Below are 17,865 nucleotides of genomic sequence, written 5' to 3'. Positions count from 1 at the left end.
AAAATTATCCCTTTAATCATCACTTTTACTAATAATTCCAAGTTCTAAGATAAGCTCAACCTCTCCAATAGATAATTTAGTAGCTCTAGAAATTTCCAAGGCACTCCAACCTTGTCTCATAAGCTTAATGACAGAATCTCTAACTGTTTCGTTATTAAGACCAACATTATCTTTGTACTTGGATTCTGTTTTTACAAGAATTCCAAGGGTTTTGATTCTCTCTTCCGCAGCAATATTTAAATTCTCTAACCGAGTCTCAGATTTTGCAACCTTTTCTCTTATATTTCTAGTATGTTCCAACTTGCTCTCAATCTCCCCTAGCATTTCTTTGAGAGTTTGAACATTATTTAGCACTTCCTGTGATAAATCTTTATTTACCAATAATTCTGACATAATGCCTTTCAACTCACCAAGACTCTGCTGAAACCCAGAACTCTCTTTAAATAATACATGCATCCTACTCTCTATTTCATTTATCAAATCAAAGTTTTTATCAACAGATTCTAATGTAGACTTTAATATGCTATCTTTATTACTAATCCTATCATAATTATCAAGAATATTACTTTGTGCTTCTTTTATCTCCTTAAGTTTACTTTTGTAAATCTGCATTTCATCATAAGATTCTGTCAATTTCTTATACCTCTCCTTAAAAGAAGTATAAAATTCAAGGAATTGAGTAAGATCTTTTTTAATTCCCTCAATATCCATTTGATGGTCCTTTAAATCATTAAATACCTCAATAATATCTGATGATTTAGATTTAATGTCTCCAATTTCTCTAGTAATACCTTCAAAGTCACCTTTATATCCTTGAATAAGATTTATTTCACTTGCTAAAGTTCCCCGTAACTCTTCTAAGTTATTCTTGAAATAATAAACTTCTTTCATCAGTTCATTATTTCTCTCTAACTCAACTTCAAGTCTCTTAAAATTTTCAAGCTTAGAACTCATTACAGCATAACGACTATCAAGTTCTTCTCTCAAGTCAGCCTTGTATACAATTAAATTATCCTTAACCTCATCTATAAAATGATTAAGCTCACCATCATAGTTTAATACTTTTAACTTAAGTTGTGATACACGATCATCAATACCTTTAATCATTAAATCATATTTATCCTTAAATTCAGATTCTATGCTATTAACTTGAATCTTCAAACTATCCCTTAAAGCCTGTATCTCTTCTTCTGAATAATTCAAACTACTCTTAACTTCATTCTCAAACACAGTATATTCCTCTCTTATAGAACTGGAAAAAGAATCATAATTTTCTCTAATTGTTTTCTCAATATCAATTCTATATGCATGCACTTTCTCAGCCAGCTTTAAAACATCATCTTGCATCAATTGCACTTGAGATTCAAAACCGCCTGTGTCATTTAAAAATTTACTTACAATATTTTGTTTTTCCTCATCAAGCCTAGAAGCCATTGAATTGAATTCATATTCTAACTTTTCATTAGCCTCAATAATTTTATCTTCAATATCTTTTTGCTGACTTAAAAATTTGATTTCCACTTGTGTTGCAAGCTCTTCAACATGTAAGTCTATCTTATCATTTATAGATTTAATCTTAAAATCCATGAAATCTTCAATATTTAAAACTTTACCCTGAACCTCATTTGAAATATTCTTCAAGTTAAGATAAGATCTATTTTCAAATTCTTTAATATCTGCTTGCAAACGATCAAAAATTTCTTTTGTTCTCTGATTAACATCATCTTTAACAACTTCCAAGCCACTCTCAATAGCAGAAACATCACTTTTAATTTTATCTAAACTCCTTTTTGTAATGCCCGCTCTTTCTTCAAGCTCTTTGTAAGCATTTTCTTGCCAATTTATCATATCATCTTTAACTTTTAAAAACCAAGAATCAACATTATTTTGACGATTGTCTACAAGTTGAATAAACTCATCTATTCGATTAGTAACATTAGTTTCCATTACAACTATTTTACTCTCTGCATCTCTTTTTTTAACATCAAACTCTTTATTAAATTCTGAGTAAAAACTTTCTTTATTAAGCATAAGCTCCTGTTCAATTTCAACTCTAAAATTCTTCATAAGAATTTCTTTATCTTCCAAGCTCTTAATTATATGTCTCTCTAAATTTTCAATTCTTTGATCTGAGGATGCCACAAAATTTTCTAAAGAATTTTTTAAATTATCACTTCTTTCTTTCAAATCTTTAAAAAAATCCTCTTCAAGAAGTTTGAGATAGGATGACACATTGTGATAAGAATCTTCTTTAAGTTTTAATACATCCCCTTCGATATTACTCAAACTTAACTTAAGTTCACCAAGATTTTTTAATTGTTCTTCAATTTCTTTATCCATCTTTTCACTTGAACGAGCAAGTTCTATACCTAAATCAGAAATACATGCATTTAATCTATTTTCCATATCAAGGTGCATATTGGAATATTTGCTATCAAGCTCAGCATACTTACTTGCAATCAACTCTTCAACTGAATTAGCCTTGTCATTTATCTTCTTCTCTACAAGCAAATGCTTTTCATCATATTTACCTTCAAGCTCAGCATACTTACTTGCAATCAGCTCTTCAACTGAATTAGTCTTGTCATTTATCTTCTTCTCTACAAGCAAATGCTTCTCATCATACTTACCTTCAAGCTCAGCATACTTACTTGCAATCAGCTCTTCAACTGAATTAGTCTTGTCATTTATCTTCTTCTCTACAAGCAAATGCTTCTCATCATACTTACCTTCAAGCTCAGCATACTTACTTGCAATCAGCTCTTCAACTGAATTAGTCTTGTCATTTATCTTCTTCTCTACAAGCAAATGCTTCTCATCATACTTACCTTCAAGCTCAGCATACTTACTTGCAATCAGCTCTTCAACTGAATTAGTCTTGTCATTTATCTTCTTCTCTACAAGCAAATGCTTCTCATCATACTTACCTTCAAGCTCAGCATATCTCACATCAAGAGTCTTGTCTAATTCATTATGACATTCGCTAATTTTATCCTTTAAATTCTTCTCTATCATCTCAAAATTATTTTCAATTGACTTAAGAACGGATATCTTTTCATTAATCCCACGCTCATATTTTTCAATCTCTTCATCAATTGCAGCAGTGGCTTTAATCATATACATATCAAAGTGATCTTTTATTTCCTTCTCAAGACCAGACTTAATGACATCAAATTGATGATGTATGTTATTACTATCTTCTTGTATTCTCTTTCTTAAATCTTCTTCAAGCTCTAGAATTTCCTTTGACCTTCCATCGATTATCTCAAAATTACGATCCATCTCAGAAATTTTTGCTCTCAAATGTTCATCATTATCTGTAAGTATCTTATATATTTCATCTCTAATCTTTGAAATAGCCCCTTCGCTCTCAATAAAAAATGTTGAATATCTCTCTTCAAAATTATTTTCAATAATCTTGAATCTTTCTTTATAAAGATCATTTAAAAATTCAGATTTATCCTCAATATTATTCTTAAGTTCATTAATTACTCCTATAAACTGTTCTCTTAACTGAATAATATCACTATCTATGGCTTTCTTGTAATCAATTGCCTCTTCCCGTCTAATTCTATATTGTCGCTCAATTTCTCTGAGTAATTCACCAAGTCTTAGCTCTTCTTTTTCTATTATATCCTTAATTTTAATTTCAAAATTTTCAACCTGATACTTTGATACATCAAAAGATGACTTAAAATTTTCTAAATTTTCATCCATATTCTTGCTAAGAATATCTATTTTGTCTGTTAGCCTTCTATTTACATTTTCAATCTCATATCCTATCTCATTCTCTAATTTATTTGCAAGGGTTTCTGAATATCCTCTAGAATCAGATATTACCTTACTATATTTTTCATTAATTTCTCTATTCACATCATTAAATCTTGAATTAAGAGAATCAATGGTAATATCAATACTTGCCTGAAATGAAGCAATATCTGTCCTTTTATCCTTAAGCAAACTATCAACTTCTTTAACAAACTCTTCTGACCTTTCTAAGACTGTAGCAAATTTCTTAGATAAACTTTCCTCAAGGTCCTTAGTATCCGTATCAAAATGACTCATAATATTTTTCAGAAGTTCATCTGCATACACATTTCCTTGATTTCTAAACTCATCTATTTTTTCAAGATAATAACTCTCAAGCCCTTCAAAAGTACTCTTAAGATCCTCAATCTTTAAAGTCATCTCAGAATTAATTGAGTTTATATCAATCTTTCCTGAAGATAATACATTCTCAATATTCACTGATATTTCACTTAACTTACCTTGCCAATCATTAAGCTTATTATCTATCTCACTATTAAGCATATCTCTTTTACTTAAGATGTCTTCCGATATTCTATTTAAAAAATTATCTATCTGCTTCTGATTATCTATCTTAATTTCAGAAACTTTTTGCATCCTAGCTTCAATAAATCCATCAAGATCCGATCTAAGATTATTCAAAACATCTTCACATTCAACTTTGAAATCTTTAAGTCTATAATCAAGTTCTTCTATATTGCCTTTAATTAACTCTTCTTTATTAGAAAAATCCTCATTAAGTCCATTAAGCATCATAATAATTTTGTCATGAATTATTTCGGCTTGATTATCAATAAATTCCTTAATCCCTGATAAAGTCTCTTCACTGTTATTATATGACATATCTCTTAATTCTTTATACTTATCTAATACTGAACTTTCAAAGTCCTCCGTCTTTGATGTAACATATTCAAGTCTCTCATTAACATCTTTTTCAAAAGAATCGATCTTTGAAGAAGTTGATAAAAGTAATTCTTCACTTGAAATTTTAACATCAAGTAAAGATTTATTTAAAACAATAAGCTCATCTTTCCAATTAGTATGCATATCCATTGCTTTTTTTTGAATATGTTCTGAGAGTTCATTGAAAATATTTTCACTAAGTTCCTTTCCCTTAGTCCTTTGTTTTTCAATCAAATTTAAAAATTCTTCATTAGTTTTATTTAGATAAGACTTAATATCCTCTAAATTCAAACCTACTTTCCTTTGCCAATGTTCATATTGCAATTTGTCAGCTTCCATCTGCTTAATAAATTCACCTATATCCTCTCCATAATGACTTTTTAAATTAAACACTTCATTATTAATATCAGCACTCACTTTACTTAACTTGGATTCGAAGTCTCTTCTTAAAGTCTCAAAGTCTTGTACTAACAAATCATTTAAAGAACTTATACTTTCTTTTAACTTTGTACTAGTAATCTCAAAATTTTGATAATCATAATCTGATTTTTCAGAAATTCTACTAAATTTTTCATCACATTTAATGGTGAGCTTATCAATGTCATGCTCAAATTTATCTGCAATATTTTTATACTTGTCCTTCAGTTGGATTTCTAATTCACCACTTTTTAAATTCAGAGCTTCTAAGAGAGTTTCATACTTTAAGTTAATGTTACCATCTAAACACGAATAATCATTAACAAATTTTTCATTCATTTCTTTAAGCTCTGAATATAAGCTACTATCCAACTTAGAAATTCTATCTTGAATGTCTGTACTGATATTTGAAAGTTTCAATTCCAATTCACTTCCAACATCATTCATTCTTGAAAATACATTTTCACTAAAACTATCAATATCCCCTTTAACTTTTTCCTTAAATTCAACATATATCCTATTAGAATCTTCTTCAAGATCATCAAGCAAAGTCCTAACTCCACCCTGAACACTCTCTATCCTAGAATTAGCATCCTTTAAACTACTCTCTATCCTATCTCTTATGTCTTTATCAAATTGATTTATCTTACTATCATATTCTTTATAAATATCACCAACACTAGATTCAATTTGAACCCTAAATTGTTCCAAAATATCTGCAAATTGCTCTTCATACTGTCTCATCTCTTGTCTTATAGTCTCTTCAAGAGAATTCAGCCTAGAATAGGTATTATCTTTAAAAACAGAACTCAGAGAAGAAATTTCATTGTCTATTAATACTAATTTGCTTTCGAGTTTATCTCTCATATGATGAGAACGCTCATCGACGTACATAAAGACTTCATCAAATTTTATCTGTAACTCCTCATTCAATCTAGTTAAAATAAAATCTTCCTTATCATTAATTTTAGTCTTAGCTTGCTCTACAATAAGATCAAGAGAATTTTCTATTGATTTATATTTAGTTTCATATATACCAAAAGAATCTTCCATTGATTTATTATAATTATCTATGCTAGATTCAATTTTAAACACAAACTCCTTAAATTCATTCTCAAGTTTTTCATTACCCTTATCCAAAATTTCTCTTTTTTTCTCTTCAATCATTACCAATGATTCTTGATAAGATATAAGCTCTCTATCCAGATTATCCATTCTCACACTAAAATCTTTAATAGTGTTATCAAACTTATCCCAACTCTCAATTTTGATAGTCTCAAGATTTTCCTTATTTGTCTTATCGAATTTTTCAAAAACTGTACTTAATCTAGAATCGATAGAATCAATCTGAGTATTAAAATTCTTTAAAGTTTTTGAAAGTTTATCTACTATTTTTCCATCCACTTGAAGTCGTTGTATATTATCTTGCACTTTAAGGGCCATGTCATCTAGCTCTTTAAGCATAGAATCATGATAAGCAATCTTTTTTTCAACTTCTGCAAAATCATTACTTTTATCTTTAATTTTTCGCTGAACTTCATCTATTTTTTTTATGATCTCTATACTAGAACGTTGATACGCTTCCATATCAACAGCAAGATTATTGATCTCTTTTGTCTTCTCATCAATAAAATCTTCAAGGTTATCCTTAGCAATATCAATAAATTTTTTAATCTTATCTAAAGCCCTTGAACGTCTATCATACTGCCTATAAATAAATAAAATCACGAAAACCAATAAAAGATTAACCAAAACGGTTACAAAATCTATCATAAAATATTTTACCCACACTCTATATATTTAAAAGTATATATCTTTGCAAGTCTTTATAATTACTAAAGATAAAATCACATTTCATATCTTTAAGCAACTTTTTTTTAGAAAGATAAGCCGTTCTCATACACACACCACTAGCACCTAAAATATCATATTCATAAGAATTACCAACATATAAAATATGATTACTATCTATACCTAATTCATCCATAATCCTTAAAAAAGCTATTTTGTTTGGCTTTAAGTAACCAGTCTCTTCTGATGAATAAAGAACATCCCAAAAACTATTTTCAATGCCTAACAAATTACTTACACGAGTTGCAATAGGAAAATCTGACATCACTCCTAATTTTATTCCTTTTGATTTAAGAAAATAAATCAAATCATGAACACCAAAATACGGTTTGAGATTTCTAAATTTATTCCTAAAAGATTCACTATAATATATTTTATTCAATAAAAATCCACACCTACTCTCATCAAAACCCAAATGATCAGCAAGCATTTTAATCTGAATAGACATCAACTCATCTCTACTAGAAGGAATACTTTTTCCTTTTTGTAAACCTCTGATTTCCTTTCTTACCTTTTTAAAAGCTAAAAAAAATTTAATATTTTTTAAAAATTCAGGAAACATTATCAAATTAATATTAATTTCAGGATAAAGAGTTCCATCAAGATCAAAAACTACAGCTTTTATCATAATATCTAATTATTTATCCTTTTGGGTATTGGCACTATAGATATATTCTTTGGAACTTTGGCCCTAACTAAATGAATATATGAATTTGGATATCTACCTCTAAGTGATTTAATTGAAGTTTCATCATTAATTTCCATTAAAGATACTCTAAAAATAGATTCTCTATCAATAAATGGAAATAACACAACAACATGTTTATGAAAAACCTTTCCTGGGAATCCATTAATTGTTGTATTCAAAGAGCCAAAATACATATGACCAGGCTCCTTGACAGCTAAATAATACAAAATAAACTCTAAATTATCAATCTCATATCCACGGTTTTCAATATACTTAAGAAAACCAATATTATTTACATCTAACTCCTTAACCCTAGATAAGTCTAGATTAGCATCAACATTTTTAAGTTTATAGGCAATATTACGAGTCCAATCAAGTCCAAAAAATGGATCCCTACTAAATTCATAGTACTTCGTAAAACTATTACCCCTAATTCCAATATGCTTAACTTTAAGATCCTTTATTTTTAAAAGCTTTCCTGTCATTGCCTTATAAATTGAATCTGCTACCCATTTACCAAATCCAGAACAATTAAATCCTATAGGTTCTCTTTGAGGTTCACCCGTTCTAATATACACCATTTCACCTAGTTCATTCATTGCTCCATCATGTACTTCAAATATTAAAGGAGAAACCTTTAAAAAGGCTCTCAGACTGTCAACAATATTAGAAATATTATCATAAGCTTCAAGAGATCTGGGTCTAAAAAGTTCAAAATCAATAAAATTACTAATATATTTAGCTATTTCTAAAAAAGAACCAGTAGCAATATCACTAATTTTAAAAGGCAATTTAATATCTTTATAAATGAAAGTATTAATTAAATAAAAATCAGCACTTGAATGAACATCACCTGCCTTTATTCTAATAAAAGTATCTGCTCTATTTAGAAAAAATATCTTTATCTGTTCAATACCATATCTTCCAACCTTAATTACATAAGAGCCTGGTAAAATATAAGACGCACCATTTTTTCGATTAAAAAAAGAATAGTAAGCATAATCTCCCAATATTGAATTTGATACTTCAACATAATAATTATCTGAAATATAATATTTTTGGGGGTTTATCTTAAAAGCAGTATTCCTCGAATTAAAATATTTTGCATAATTTGCTCTAACACTAAAATCATAAAAAAAATTCTCAAATGCAAAGAGATTCAGATTAGCAACTATCAAAAATAAAAATATATATCTCACTTTAAGTCTCTTGTTTTTTCTCTCAGTTCTATTAAAATTGGAATATTATAATAACCAATTTTACGAATATTATTTACTAAATAATTATAATAAGAATTTGGAAAATTAGTTATTTTATTCGCAAATAAAATAAACTTAACAGGATTAACACTAATCTGAGTTATATATTTCACTTTATGTGAAGCATTCAAATGATAATCCTTAATCCATAAACTTAACATCTTATTCAAATCAGCAGTACTTATTTTAAATTCAAGTTGTTTTTTTAATTTAATTGCTTCTTTAAAAAGATTATCTACCCCCTCTTTTTTATGAGCAGATATTCTTAATATGGGAGAAAAATTTAAAATTGGGAAAAAAAACTTAACACGATTCTTTAAAGCCTCAAAATAACCGCTTTTTGACTTTACAAGATCCCACTTGGTAAACACAATAATAATCCCTTTACCCCGTTTAGTTGCATAATGAGCAATTTTCTTATCTTGAGCCGTTAAGTCTTCTTTAACATCAACTAATAAAAAGACAATATCTACCATATCAATTACTCTTAAAGCTCTACTTACAGAATAATGTTCAATAAGTTCATTTACCCTTGTTCGCCTCCTTATTCCAGCAGTATCAATAAGCTCAAATGTTTTACCATTCCTTTGAAATCTTGCTTTAACAAAATCCCTTGTAGTCCCAGCAACCTGAGACACAATTGAAACTTCACGTCCTGCTAAAAAATTAATAAGAGTAGATTTGCCTGAATTTGGCTTCCCTATAATGCCAATCTTAACATCAAGATTATCATCACTTGCCAATTTGCCTACTGAATTTTTTAAAAAATTTCTTAAGCTATTTACTCCTTTTCCATGAGTCGCACTAACTAAAAAGCTCTTTTGAAAGCCTAACTTTTGAAATTCATAAGTTAAGGCTTCCTTATGATGACTATCTATTTTATTTAATACCAAGACTATCTTATCACTATATTTTCTTAACCTTTCAATAAGCTCATAATCTTCTGATAAAATTTCATTTACATCTAAAACAAACAAGATTAAATCAATGCTATCAAGCAAGCTTATAACTTTATTAACCACAACCCTACTAAGTTCATCCTTTAAAAGGGTAAATCCACCAGCATCAATCAAATAAAATTTATAAGAATCTACTGTACAAATCTCTTTTATCAAATCCCTAGTAACTCCATAAATTTCATCAGTAATACTTCTATTTGAGCTTAAAAGCTTATTAAATAAAGTAGACTTCCCAACATTTGGTCTGCCAACAATAAGAACACTTTTATAATCTTGAACTTTAGAACCAATCAAAGCTAAACTGCCTCTTTCCTTATGTAGGTTTTTCTATTATAATATCAGATATTGCAGCTTTATGCCAATTATAAACGGACGCCCAATTGATAAGGAAAAAAAGAAATAGTAAACGAAAAACAAGTAGCTTTAATCAAATAGATATATTTTTAGTATTATTTGCAATATTCTTAACAGGACTGTGCTTATTACTAATAATTAAAAATTCACTCATTAAAAATATATTCAATGAACAAATTGACAATAATGACAATTTTGAATTTAGCCAATCAAAACCTAATAAGATAGAAGCAAAACTAGAGAATACAAAAAGTGAAACTATTAAAATACTTAACAACGAAAAATTTTTAATAAAACCACCTGAAATACAAAAAATTGAAGAAGAATTTAAATATCAAGAACAAAAATACTTAAAAAACAAAAAAGAAGTTAAGCTATATTTTATAAAAGTTACCGCTGAGGGACATTTTTTAAAACAATGGATTAAGCGAACTATTCAATATGATAAAAATATTCTCAAAGAAACATTAAAAGCACTAATTAACGGTCCTAATGAATATGAACTTAAAAATAATTTCTTAAGTTTAATTCCTATCAACACTAAAGTATTAAACTTAAGTATAAATGATGGAATTGCTCACATAAATTTATCTAAAGAGTTTTATGAAAATAGTTTTGGAATAGAAGGAACAATTAATCAGGTCAAGCAAATTATTTTAACATGTCTTGAAATTCAAGGCATCAACGGAATAACTTTAAAAGTTGAAAACAATCCAATAATACTTGAAGATTTAAATTTAGACTTTTCAGGAATCCTAGATAATAAAAAACTCGCAAAATATTAAAAATTAATATCATCAAGAAGGGCAAGAGATTGCATAAGATTCATTGAATTATCTCTAACAACCAAAAACATAAATTCTTGATTTCCTTTCCGTCCTTTGGTTGAAAGTTTTAATATATTTTCAATTTGTAGATTATTATCATAAAACTTTTTAATTACCTTATTTAATATCTTACTTAGATATCTCTTTCCAACTACACCATTAAAATCTTTTATATCTAAATTTAATCCTTTAAGCTCAAATTGAGGTTTAACAAGAACAACGATAAGCTTATCAGAAAGTTTATCAATTAAATTTGCACATATACTAATTACAGATCTAAAAGAAACATCAATAACGGCTAAATTAGGTTGTATGTCAAATTGTTTAATATCAAAAATATTAGTCTTTTCAAAAACTTTAACCCTTGGATCAACTCTTAACTTATAAGATAGCTGATTAAATCCAACATCAACTGCATAGACTAACTTTGCACCTTCTTGCAAAAGACAATCTGTAAAACCACCTGTTGAAGCACCAACATCTATACAGATTTTATCTTTAACTGTAACTTTAAATCTTTCTAAAGATTCAAAAAGTTTATGACCTCCTCTTGAAACAAATTGCCTAGACTCACTCTCTATTAAGTCTATTTTACTATTTCTTAACAGCAAAACCTTAGGATTTCTTTCTTTGTGAGAATTGACATACACCTTGCCAGTCAAAATTAAAATTCTAAGTTCTTCTCTTGTCAGACCTGGATAATTCTTGCAAAGGACATTTAATAAACTATTTCTGTATTCTTTCAATTTTCAAAGCACGTCCTGTTTTTAAATGAGAAGTAATAACCACTCCCTGTATAATCACATCCTCTTCAACAGTTTCTGTTCGTAAAGCCACATATTCAAGTAATCCTTTAAGAGAAATATCAGGATTAAACCCTATTACAGAATTCAAACTACCTGTCATCCCAAGATCACTAATATAAGCAGTCCCCTTATCTAGGATTCTCTCATCTTGAGTCATTATATGTGTATGAGTACCAACAATTCCAGTGACCAATCCGTTCAAAAAATATCCAAAACTCTCTTTCTCATAATTACTCTCAGCATGAAAATCAACAAAAATAGTTTTAACTTTATTTCTAATCATGTTCACAACTTTTTTTATATTTTCAAAAGGATTTTTAACAATGAAAGTCATTCCTACAAATCCTTGAATATTTATAACAGCAACTTTTTCATTTTTAACATTTAAAATACAATACCCATGTCCTTCAAGAAGATCTGAAAAATTATTTGGTCTTAAAATATACTCCTGTTTATTCAAATATTCCCTTATACTATGATCTGCATAAACATGATTACCTGTAGTAATAACATTCACACCTGCCTTAAAAAGATTTTCTGCTATCTCTGGAGTAATTCCAAAACCACCTGAAGAATTTTCCCCGTTGACAATTGTCAAATCTATATTATATTTCTCTTTAAGATTTTTAAGATTAAAAAAAACCTTTTTAAGTCCCCCATTACCTATGACATCTCCAATTATTAACGATCTAATCACATCGTTATCTTGCATACTCAATAACTCTAGTTTCACGAATAATAGTAACTTTTATTTTACCAGGATATCTCATCTCAACTTCTATTTTCTTTGCAATATCTCTTGCAAGCATAGTAGCTTTCTCATCATTAATCAATAAATTGTCAACGATTATTCTAACTTCACGACCTGCCTGAATTGCATAACACTTTTGAACACCCTCAAATCCATATGCAATCTCTTCAAGTCTCTTAAGTCTATTTATATAATTGTTCAAACTTTCACGTCTTGCACCAGGACGAGATGCAGAAATAGCATCAGCTATTTGAACGACGATAGCCTCAAAACTTTCAGGCTTTATTTCATTATGATGTGCAGCAATAGCATTGACAACAATATCACTCTCTCCACAACTCTGAGCAAGCTCAGCACCTGTAATAGCATGTCCCTCACTATTCTCAGAAATACTCTCCATACCCTTTCCAATATCATGCAAAAGACATGCTCTCTTGACAACAACAGGATCTAATTTCATTTCTTTAGCTAAAATTTCTCCGATTATTGCTGTTTCTTTTGAATGACTTAGAACATTTTGACCATAACTGCTTCTAAAGTAAAGCCTTCCAAGACCTCTAATAAGCCTTTTGTCAAATCCATGTATATTTAAATCAAATACTGCCTTTTCGCCTTCCTCAAGAATAATATTATTGATCTCATTAGTAACACTATAAACAATTTCTTCAATTCTTGCTGGATGAATTCTCCCGTCTGCAACGAGTCTTTCAAGGGTCCTTTTTGCTATCTCCTTTCTTACTGGATCAAAACATGATATAACAACAGCCTCAGGAGTATCATCAATAATAATATCTGCACCTATTAATGTTTCAAGAACCCTGATATTACGTCCTTCTTTACCAATGATTCTACCTTTCATCTCATCATTAGGCAGCTCAACAGAAGTAACTGTAAACTCAGAACTGACCTCTGTTACTATACGTTGCATAGTAGAGACCAATATATCTTTAGCTACCTTATCTGCTAGAAGTTGAGCCTCTTGCTCACTTTTATTAATAATAATTTGTGCATCTCTCTTGGACTCATTTTCAACTTTTTCAATTACAATCTTTTTTGCTTCCTCTTTTGTAAGACCAGCAATATTTTCTAACTTTTTAACAAGAGATAATTCCTTATCTCGTATAATTTTTTCTTTTTGCTCAAATTCCTTAAGCTTAAAATCAATCCTACTTTGCTGCTTATCAAGAGCTGATATTCTTTTATCTAAAGTCTCTTCTCTTTGTAATAATCTTCTCTCTAAATTAAAAACCTCATTTTTTCTCTCTCTTATTTCCCTATCCTGCTGGTTCTTCTCTTTAAGCATTTGAGCTTTTGCATGTGAAATAATTCGTTTTTTTTCATTTTCTATCTCTACGATTGCCTCTTCTTTTACTTTCTTTAGCTTTTTATCTAAATTTAATAAAGAAAATCTACCTAAAATAATTCTTATTAAAAAACCTAATATAATACCTAAAATACCAGCAAGAATAGAAGAAAAAGTAATATATGACATACAATTTACCCCCTATTCTACCAAACCAATTAAATATAAATCCTTTAGAAGGATATATTTAATACGTAAGACTATTGCTTTTCTTCTAAGGTTTTATCAACTAGTTCAAGAATTGCCATCTCAGCTGCATCTCCATACCTTTGTCCTAGCTTAATAACCCTAGTATACCCACCCTTTCTTTCTTTAAAGATAGGGGAAATTCTAGTAAATAATTTATTCAGAATATATTTATCATGTATAAACTTTGATACTTCTCTTCTATTATGCACGCTATCAACTTTAGCCCTAGTAATTAATTTTTCAGCAAATCTCTTAACTTCACTCAATTTTGCTTTAGTAGAAGTTATTTTTTCATGCCTAAAAAGAGAAATTACCATATTTCTTAAAAGCGCCTTTCTATGACTTGACTTTCTATCTAACCTATTAAATCCTACCTTAGTCTTCATATAACAATGATCTCCCTTCTAATGAGATATTTTATCGTTTTTATTCAATATTTTTAGAGCTTCTGCCTTAGACATTCCCAAAAATAATCCATAAGTGCTAAGCTTTTCAATTATTTCTTCCAAACTTTTTTTCCCAAAGTTCCTTGCCTTTGAAAGGTCCTCTGCACTTTTGCTAATAAGTTCTCCTAAAGTCTTAACATTTTCCTTAGTTAAACAATTCAGAGATCTAACAGATAAATTTAATTTCTCAATATTTATACTAAGTATATCGGAATCTATAAGTTCAGAACTCTCAACAGAATGTACAACCTTATCTTCAAAATTAACCAATGGAAGCAAAAAGTCCCTCACTATAGAAGCCGCTTTTTTAATTGCGTCTTTAGCACTAATTACACCTGTTGTCCAAATTTCCATAACAAGTTTATCATAATCAGATCTCTGTCCAACTCTAGTATCTTCAACAGAATATGTAACCTTTTCTATTGGAGAGAATATAGAATCAAGTGCAATGGTATTAACTTCTTCTAAATATTTAGCATTCTGTTCAGAAGAAACATAACCTCTCCCATAATTGATTTGAAATTCAAAATCCAAATTTGCCTCACTTGAAAGCGTAGCAATAACTAAATCTTTATTAAAAACTTCAACACCCTCTCTTTCAAGATGAACTGCCTTTAAAACATTAGTATCTTTTCCATTAACAGAAAGACTTATTGTAGTACTATTAACTCCCTCATCTAACTTTAAGTGAATATTCTTAATATTAGCAATTACTTCAAGAGTATCCTCTACAACACCAGGTATTAAATCAAATTCACTTGAAACGATCTTTAAAGACCCACCTTGATTAGATTGAATCCTCATAGCAGAAATAGCATACCCTTCAATAGAAGATAGCAAAACTCGCCTTAAAGTGTTCCCAATAGTAACACCAAATCCTTTCTCAAAAGGATACATTATAAATTTTCCATAAGAACTATCATCCTCTCCTCTTAAAAACTCAATCCTATCAGGTATAGTAAAATCTTTCAAAAGCTTTCCTAAAGACATCAATAGCTCCTCTAACTAAACTCGTCTAGTTTTTTTAGGTCTACACCCATTATGCGGTATTGGAGTAACATCTGAGATTGATTTAACAATTATACCTGTTGATCCAACAGTTCGTATGGCAGACTCTCTACCAATTCCCGGACCTTTAACAAAAACATGAACATAATTAATACCAAAATCCTTAACTTTACCTAAAGCCGATTCTGCAGTCATCTGAGCAGCATAAGGAGTCGATTTTTTAGCACCCTTAAATCCCATTCCACCTGCACTTGCCCAAGCTAAAGTATTTCCTCTTATGTCTGATACAGTTACGATGGTATTATTAAAAGTAGCCTGTATATAAACATTGCCTTCACCAATATTTTTTTTTACCTTTTTTTTATTAGTTGATACTTTTGCACTCAAACTTATCTCTCCTCCATAAGCAAAATAACTTTATTTAGCAGCTATCTTCTTATTAGCCACAGTCTTTCTCTTTCCCTTCCTGGTTCTTGCATTAGTTTTAGTTCTCTGACCTCTTAAGGGTAAACCTTTTCTATGTCTAAGGCCCCTATAACATGCAATATCCATAAGCCTCTTAATAGACATAGCTAACTCACTTCTAAGCTTTCCCTCAACAACATAATCACTTTCAATTATTTTTCTAAGCTTATTAACTTCATCATTATCCAAATCTTTAGCTCTTTTTTCTGGTAAAATATCTGTTTTTCTGCAAATTTCTAAAGCTCTAGCTCTTCCTATTCCATAAATAGACGTAAGAGCTATTTGAAGTTGTTTGTTATTTGGCAAATCTATTCCTGCTATCCTAGCCATTTTTTCCCCTTATTTTTGTCTTTGTTTATGTTTAAGATTATCACAAATAATTCTTAAAACACCTTTTCTCTTTATCACTTTACATTTTTCACAAATTGGCTTTACACTTACCCTAACTTTCATAAATTACTCCTAAATTTTCTGCAAAAAAGCATACTTTTTGCCAGGTCCACGAGACAATCCTTGAGTCTTTAAATATGCATCAATCTGAATTAATGTATCAAGAGCTACCCCTACCATAATAAGAAGTGAAGAACTACCCATAATCCTTGAGACATCATAAGGAAATCTAAAAATATTCTGCACTAAAAACGGAATAATTGCAATAATAGATAAAAAAATAGAACCTGAAAATAATGTTCTATTCATAATTCTATCTAAATAACCCTCCATCTCATCCGCCTTTATACCTGGAATAGTTCCACCATTTTTGCGAATATTATTACTTATATCTTTTGGACTCAATTGTATCTTTGAATAAAAATATGTAAAACCTATTATTAAGACTACATTCAATAAAGTATAATAAAGCCCATTAGGTCTTAAATAAGACAAAATTTGTCTTGAGAGAACAGAAGTTCCAGCAAATCCACTCAAAATTTGCAAAGGCAAGGTAATAAGCACAGATGCAAAAATAACAGGCAAAACACCTGACGGATTAAGCTTAATTGGTAAATATGAACTAACTGTATTCCTTGAGTTTGCTCTAGCATAATGAATAGCAATTCGTCTTTGCGCCTTATACTCATATATGATCAATATAACAACCAAAATAAACACACTTAATACCAGTATCACAAAGACAGGATTAATATTTTGAGATGGATCTCGCATGCTCTGAAAAAGATTAAATAAAGCCGCTTGAAGTCTAACCACTATTCCTGAAAAAATTATTAAAGATACACCATTCCCAATTCCTCTCTGATTAATTTGTTCACCAAGCCACAAGAGAACAAAAGTTCCGGTTGTAACTGTTAAAATAGCAATAAAAATATATCTATAAAAAGGCATATTAAGTGCACCTGGAATGCTTTTAGCATAAAGACTAGTGGCATATCCTTGGGCTACAGCCGCAACAATTGTTAGATATTTTGTGTATTTTTTTATTTTTTTTCTTCCATTATCCCCTTCTTGCATTTTTTTAAGAGAAGGAAAAGAATAAACAAGAAGCTGAATAATAATTGATGCTGAAATATAAGGACCTATGCTAAGCATAAATATAGAAAAATTACTAAAAGCACCACCTGAAAAAAAATCAAAATAATTGGTAATTGAAAAATCCGACTGGGATTTAAAATAACTTCTAAGAGCCACAGGATCTATCCCTGGTATTGGCAAGTAAGAGCCAACTCTAAAAATAAAAAGAATAAACAGAGTAAATAAAAATTTGCTCCTTAAATCCTTAATTGTAAATAAATTAAAAAACAAACCTTTCATTTCAC

The 17,865-nt window shown here is 29.4% G+C and carries 14 protein-coding genes; 1 reads left to right on the top strand and 13 read right to left on the bottom strand.

The annotated features are described in order from the left end of the window. Nucleotides 1–12: 12 nt before the first annotated feature. From bpSLO_RS02570 to der, 4 genes are read right to left on the bottom strand one after another with little or no spacing between them, the layout of a single operon-like run. Nucleotides 13–6,900 carry a SpiroCoCo family coiled-coil protein gene (locus bpSLO_RS02570; protein WP_246989759.1) on the bottom strand — a complete coding sequence of 2,296 codons (6,888 nt, stop codon included), beginning with the start codon at nt 6,898–6,900 and terminating at the stop codon, nt 13–15. Between the two features lie 19 nt (nt 6,901–6,919). Then, nucleotides 6,920–7,606, bottom strand: coding sequence for an HAD family hydrolase (locus bpSLO_RS02565; RefSeq protein ID WP_025407384.1), 687 nt, complete (start codon nt 7,604–7,606; stop codon nt 6,920–6,922). A gap of 5 nt (nt 7,607–7,611) precedes the next feature. After that, nucleotides 7,612–8,865 (bottom strand): hypothetical protein, encoded by a 1,254-nt coding sequence (locus bpSLO_RS02560; RefSeq protein WP_025407385.1) that lies wholly within the window; start codon nt 8,863–8,865, stop codon nt 7,612–7,614. Next, nucleotides 8,862–10,178, bottom strand: a complete 1,317-nt coding sequence (gene der, locus bpSLO_RS02555; RefSeq protein WP_025407386.1) for a ribosome biogenesis GTPase Der — start codon at nt 10,176–10,178, stop codon at nt 8,862–8,864. Before der ends, bpSLO_RS02560 begins: the two co-directional genes overlap by 4 nt. 86 nt (nt 10,179–10,264) lie before the next feature. Between der and bpSLO_RS02550 the strand changes: the two genes are divergently transcribed. Continuing rightward, complete coding sequence (locus bpSLO_RS02550) at nt 10,265–11,023, top strand: GerMN domain-containing protein (RefSeq protein ID WP_025375509.1); 759 nt, start codon at nt 10,265–10,267, stop codon at nt 11,021–11,023. On the opposite strand, the gene bpSLO_RS02545 is transcribed toward bpSLO_RS02550, so the two are convergent. The 9 genes from bpSLO_RS02545 to secY all read right to left on the bottom strand — a co-directional run bounded on the left by bpSLO_RS02545 (nt 11,020) and on the right by secY (nt 17,860). Then, nucleotides 11,020–11,811, bottom strand: coding sequence for a TlyA family RNA methyltransferase (locus bpSLO_RS02545; RefSeq protein ID WP_025407387.1), 792 nt, complete (start codon nt 11,809–11,811; stop codon nt 11,020–11,022). The genes bpSLO_RS02550 and bpSLO_RS02545 overlap by 4 nt on opposite strands. Further along, on the bottom strand, nt 11,792–12,583 hold the full coding sequence (locus bpSLO_RS02540; protein WP_025407388.1) for a TIGR00282 family metallophosphoesterase: 792 nt from the start codon (nt 12,581–12,583) through the stop codon (nt 11,792–11,794). Before bpSLO_RS02540 ends, bpSLO_RS02545 begins: the two co-directional genes overlap by 20 nt. Next, a complete protein-coding gene (rny, locus tag bpSLO_RS02535) occupies nt 12,573–14,114 on the bottom strand; it encodes a ribonuclease Y (protein WP_025375506.1) in 1,542 nt (513 codons plus the stop codon). The genes bpSLO_RS02540 and rny overlap by 11 nt, the downstream gene beginning before the upstream one ends. Nucleotides 14,115–14,185: 71 nt before the next feature. Next, a complete protein-coding gene (gene rplQ / locus bpSLO_RS02530; RefSeq protein WP_011772449.1) occupies nt 14,186–14,560 on the bottom strand; it encodes a 50S ribosomal protein L17 in 375 nt (124 codons plus the stop codon). 18 nt (nt 14,561–14,578) lie between these two features. After that, on the bottom strand, nt 14,579–15,610 hold the full coding sequence (locus bpSLO_RS02525) for a DNA-directed RNA polymerase subunit alpha (RefSeq protein ID WP_025375505.1): 1,032 nt from the start codon (nt 15,608–15,610) through the stop codon (nt 14,579–14,581). Nucleotides 15,611–15,625: 15 nt separating this feature from the next. Beyond that, nucleotides 15,626–16,015: a 30S ribosomal protein S11 gene (rpsK, locus tag bpSLO_RS02520; protein WP_011772447.1), complete on the bottom strand. Its 390-nt coding sequence runs from the start codon at nt 16,013–16,015 to the stop codon at nt 15,626–15,628. A 30-nt stretch (nt 16,016–16,045) separates the two neighbouring features. Beyond that, complete coding sequence (gene rpsM, locus bpSLO_RS02515) at nt 16,046–16,423, bottom strand: 30S ribosomal protein S13 (RefSeq protein ID WP_025375504.1); 378 nt, start codon at nt 16,421–16,423, stop codon at nt 16,046–16,048. A 9-nt stretch (nt 16,424–16,432) separates the two neighbouring features. After that, on the bottom strand, nt 16,433–16,546 hold the full coding sequence (rpmJ, locus tag bpSLO_RS02510) for a 50S ribosomal protein L36 (RefSeq protein WP_002557090.1): 114 nt from the start codon (nt 16,544–16,546) through the stop codon (nt 16,433–16,435). Between the two features lie 9 nt (nt 16,547–16,555). Further along, nucleotides 16,556–17,860: a preprotein translocase subunit SecY gene (gene secY / locus bpSLO_RS02505; RefSeq protein WP_025375503.1), complete on the bottom strand. Its 1,305-nt coding sequence runs from the start codon at nt 17,858–17,860 to the stop codon at nt 16,556–16,558. Nucleotides 17,861–17,865 lie beyond the last annotated feature (5 nt).

The sequence above is a fragment of the Borrelia parkeri genome, from assembly GCF_023035815.1.
GTDB lineage: Bacteria > Spirochaetota > Spirochaetia > Borreliales > Borreliaceae > Borrelia > Borrelia parkeri.
This window is presented reverse-complemented; position numbering and strand designations above follow the sequence as displayed.

Excerpts from the sequence above, each read along its gene's own strand:
- rpmJ (WP_002557090.1), bottom strand. The coding sequence starts at position 16,546 with ATGAAAGTTAGGGTAAGTGTAAAGCCAATTTGTGAAAAATGTAAAGTG.
- rplQ (WP_011772449.1), bottom strand. The coding sequence starts at position 14,560 with ATGAAGACTAAGGTAGGATTTAATAGGTTAGATAGAAAGTCAAGTCAT.
- secY (WP_025375503.1), bottom strand. The coding sequence starts at position 17,860 with ATGAAAGGTTTGTTTTTTAATTTATTTACAATTAAGGATTTAAGGAGC.
- bpSLO_RS02570 (WP_246989759.1), bottom strand. The coding sequence starts at position 6,900 with ATGATAGATTTTGTAACCGTTTTGGTTAATCTTTTATTGGTTTTCGTG.
- bpSLO_RS02565 (WP_025407384.1), bottom strand. The coding sequence starts at position 7,606 with ATGATAAAAGCTGTAGTTTTTGATCTTGATGGAACTCTTTATCCTGAA.
- rny (WP_025375506.1), bottom strand. The coding sequence starts at position 14,114 with ATGTCATATATTACTTTTTCTTCTATTCTTGCTGGTATTTTAGGTATT.
- rpsM (WP_025375504.1), bottom strand. The coding sequence starts at position 16,423 with ATGGCTAGGATAGCAGGAATAGATTTGCCAAATAACAAACAACTTCAA.
- bpSLO_RS02525 (WP_025375505.1), bottom strand. The coding sequence starts at position 15,610 with ATGTCTTTAGGAAAGCTTTTGAAAGATTTTACTATACCTGATAGGATT.
- bpSLO_RS02540 (WP_025407388.1), bottom strand. The coding sequence starts at position 12,583 with ATGCAAGATAACGATGTGATTAGATCGTTAATAATTGGAGATGTCATA.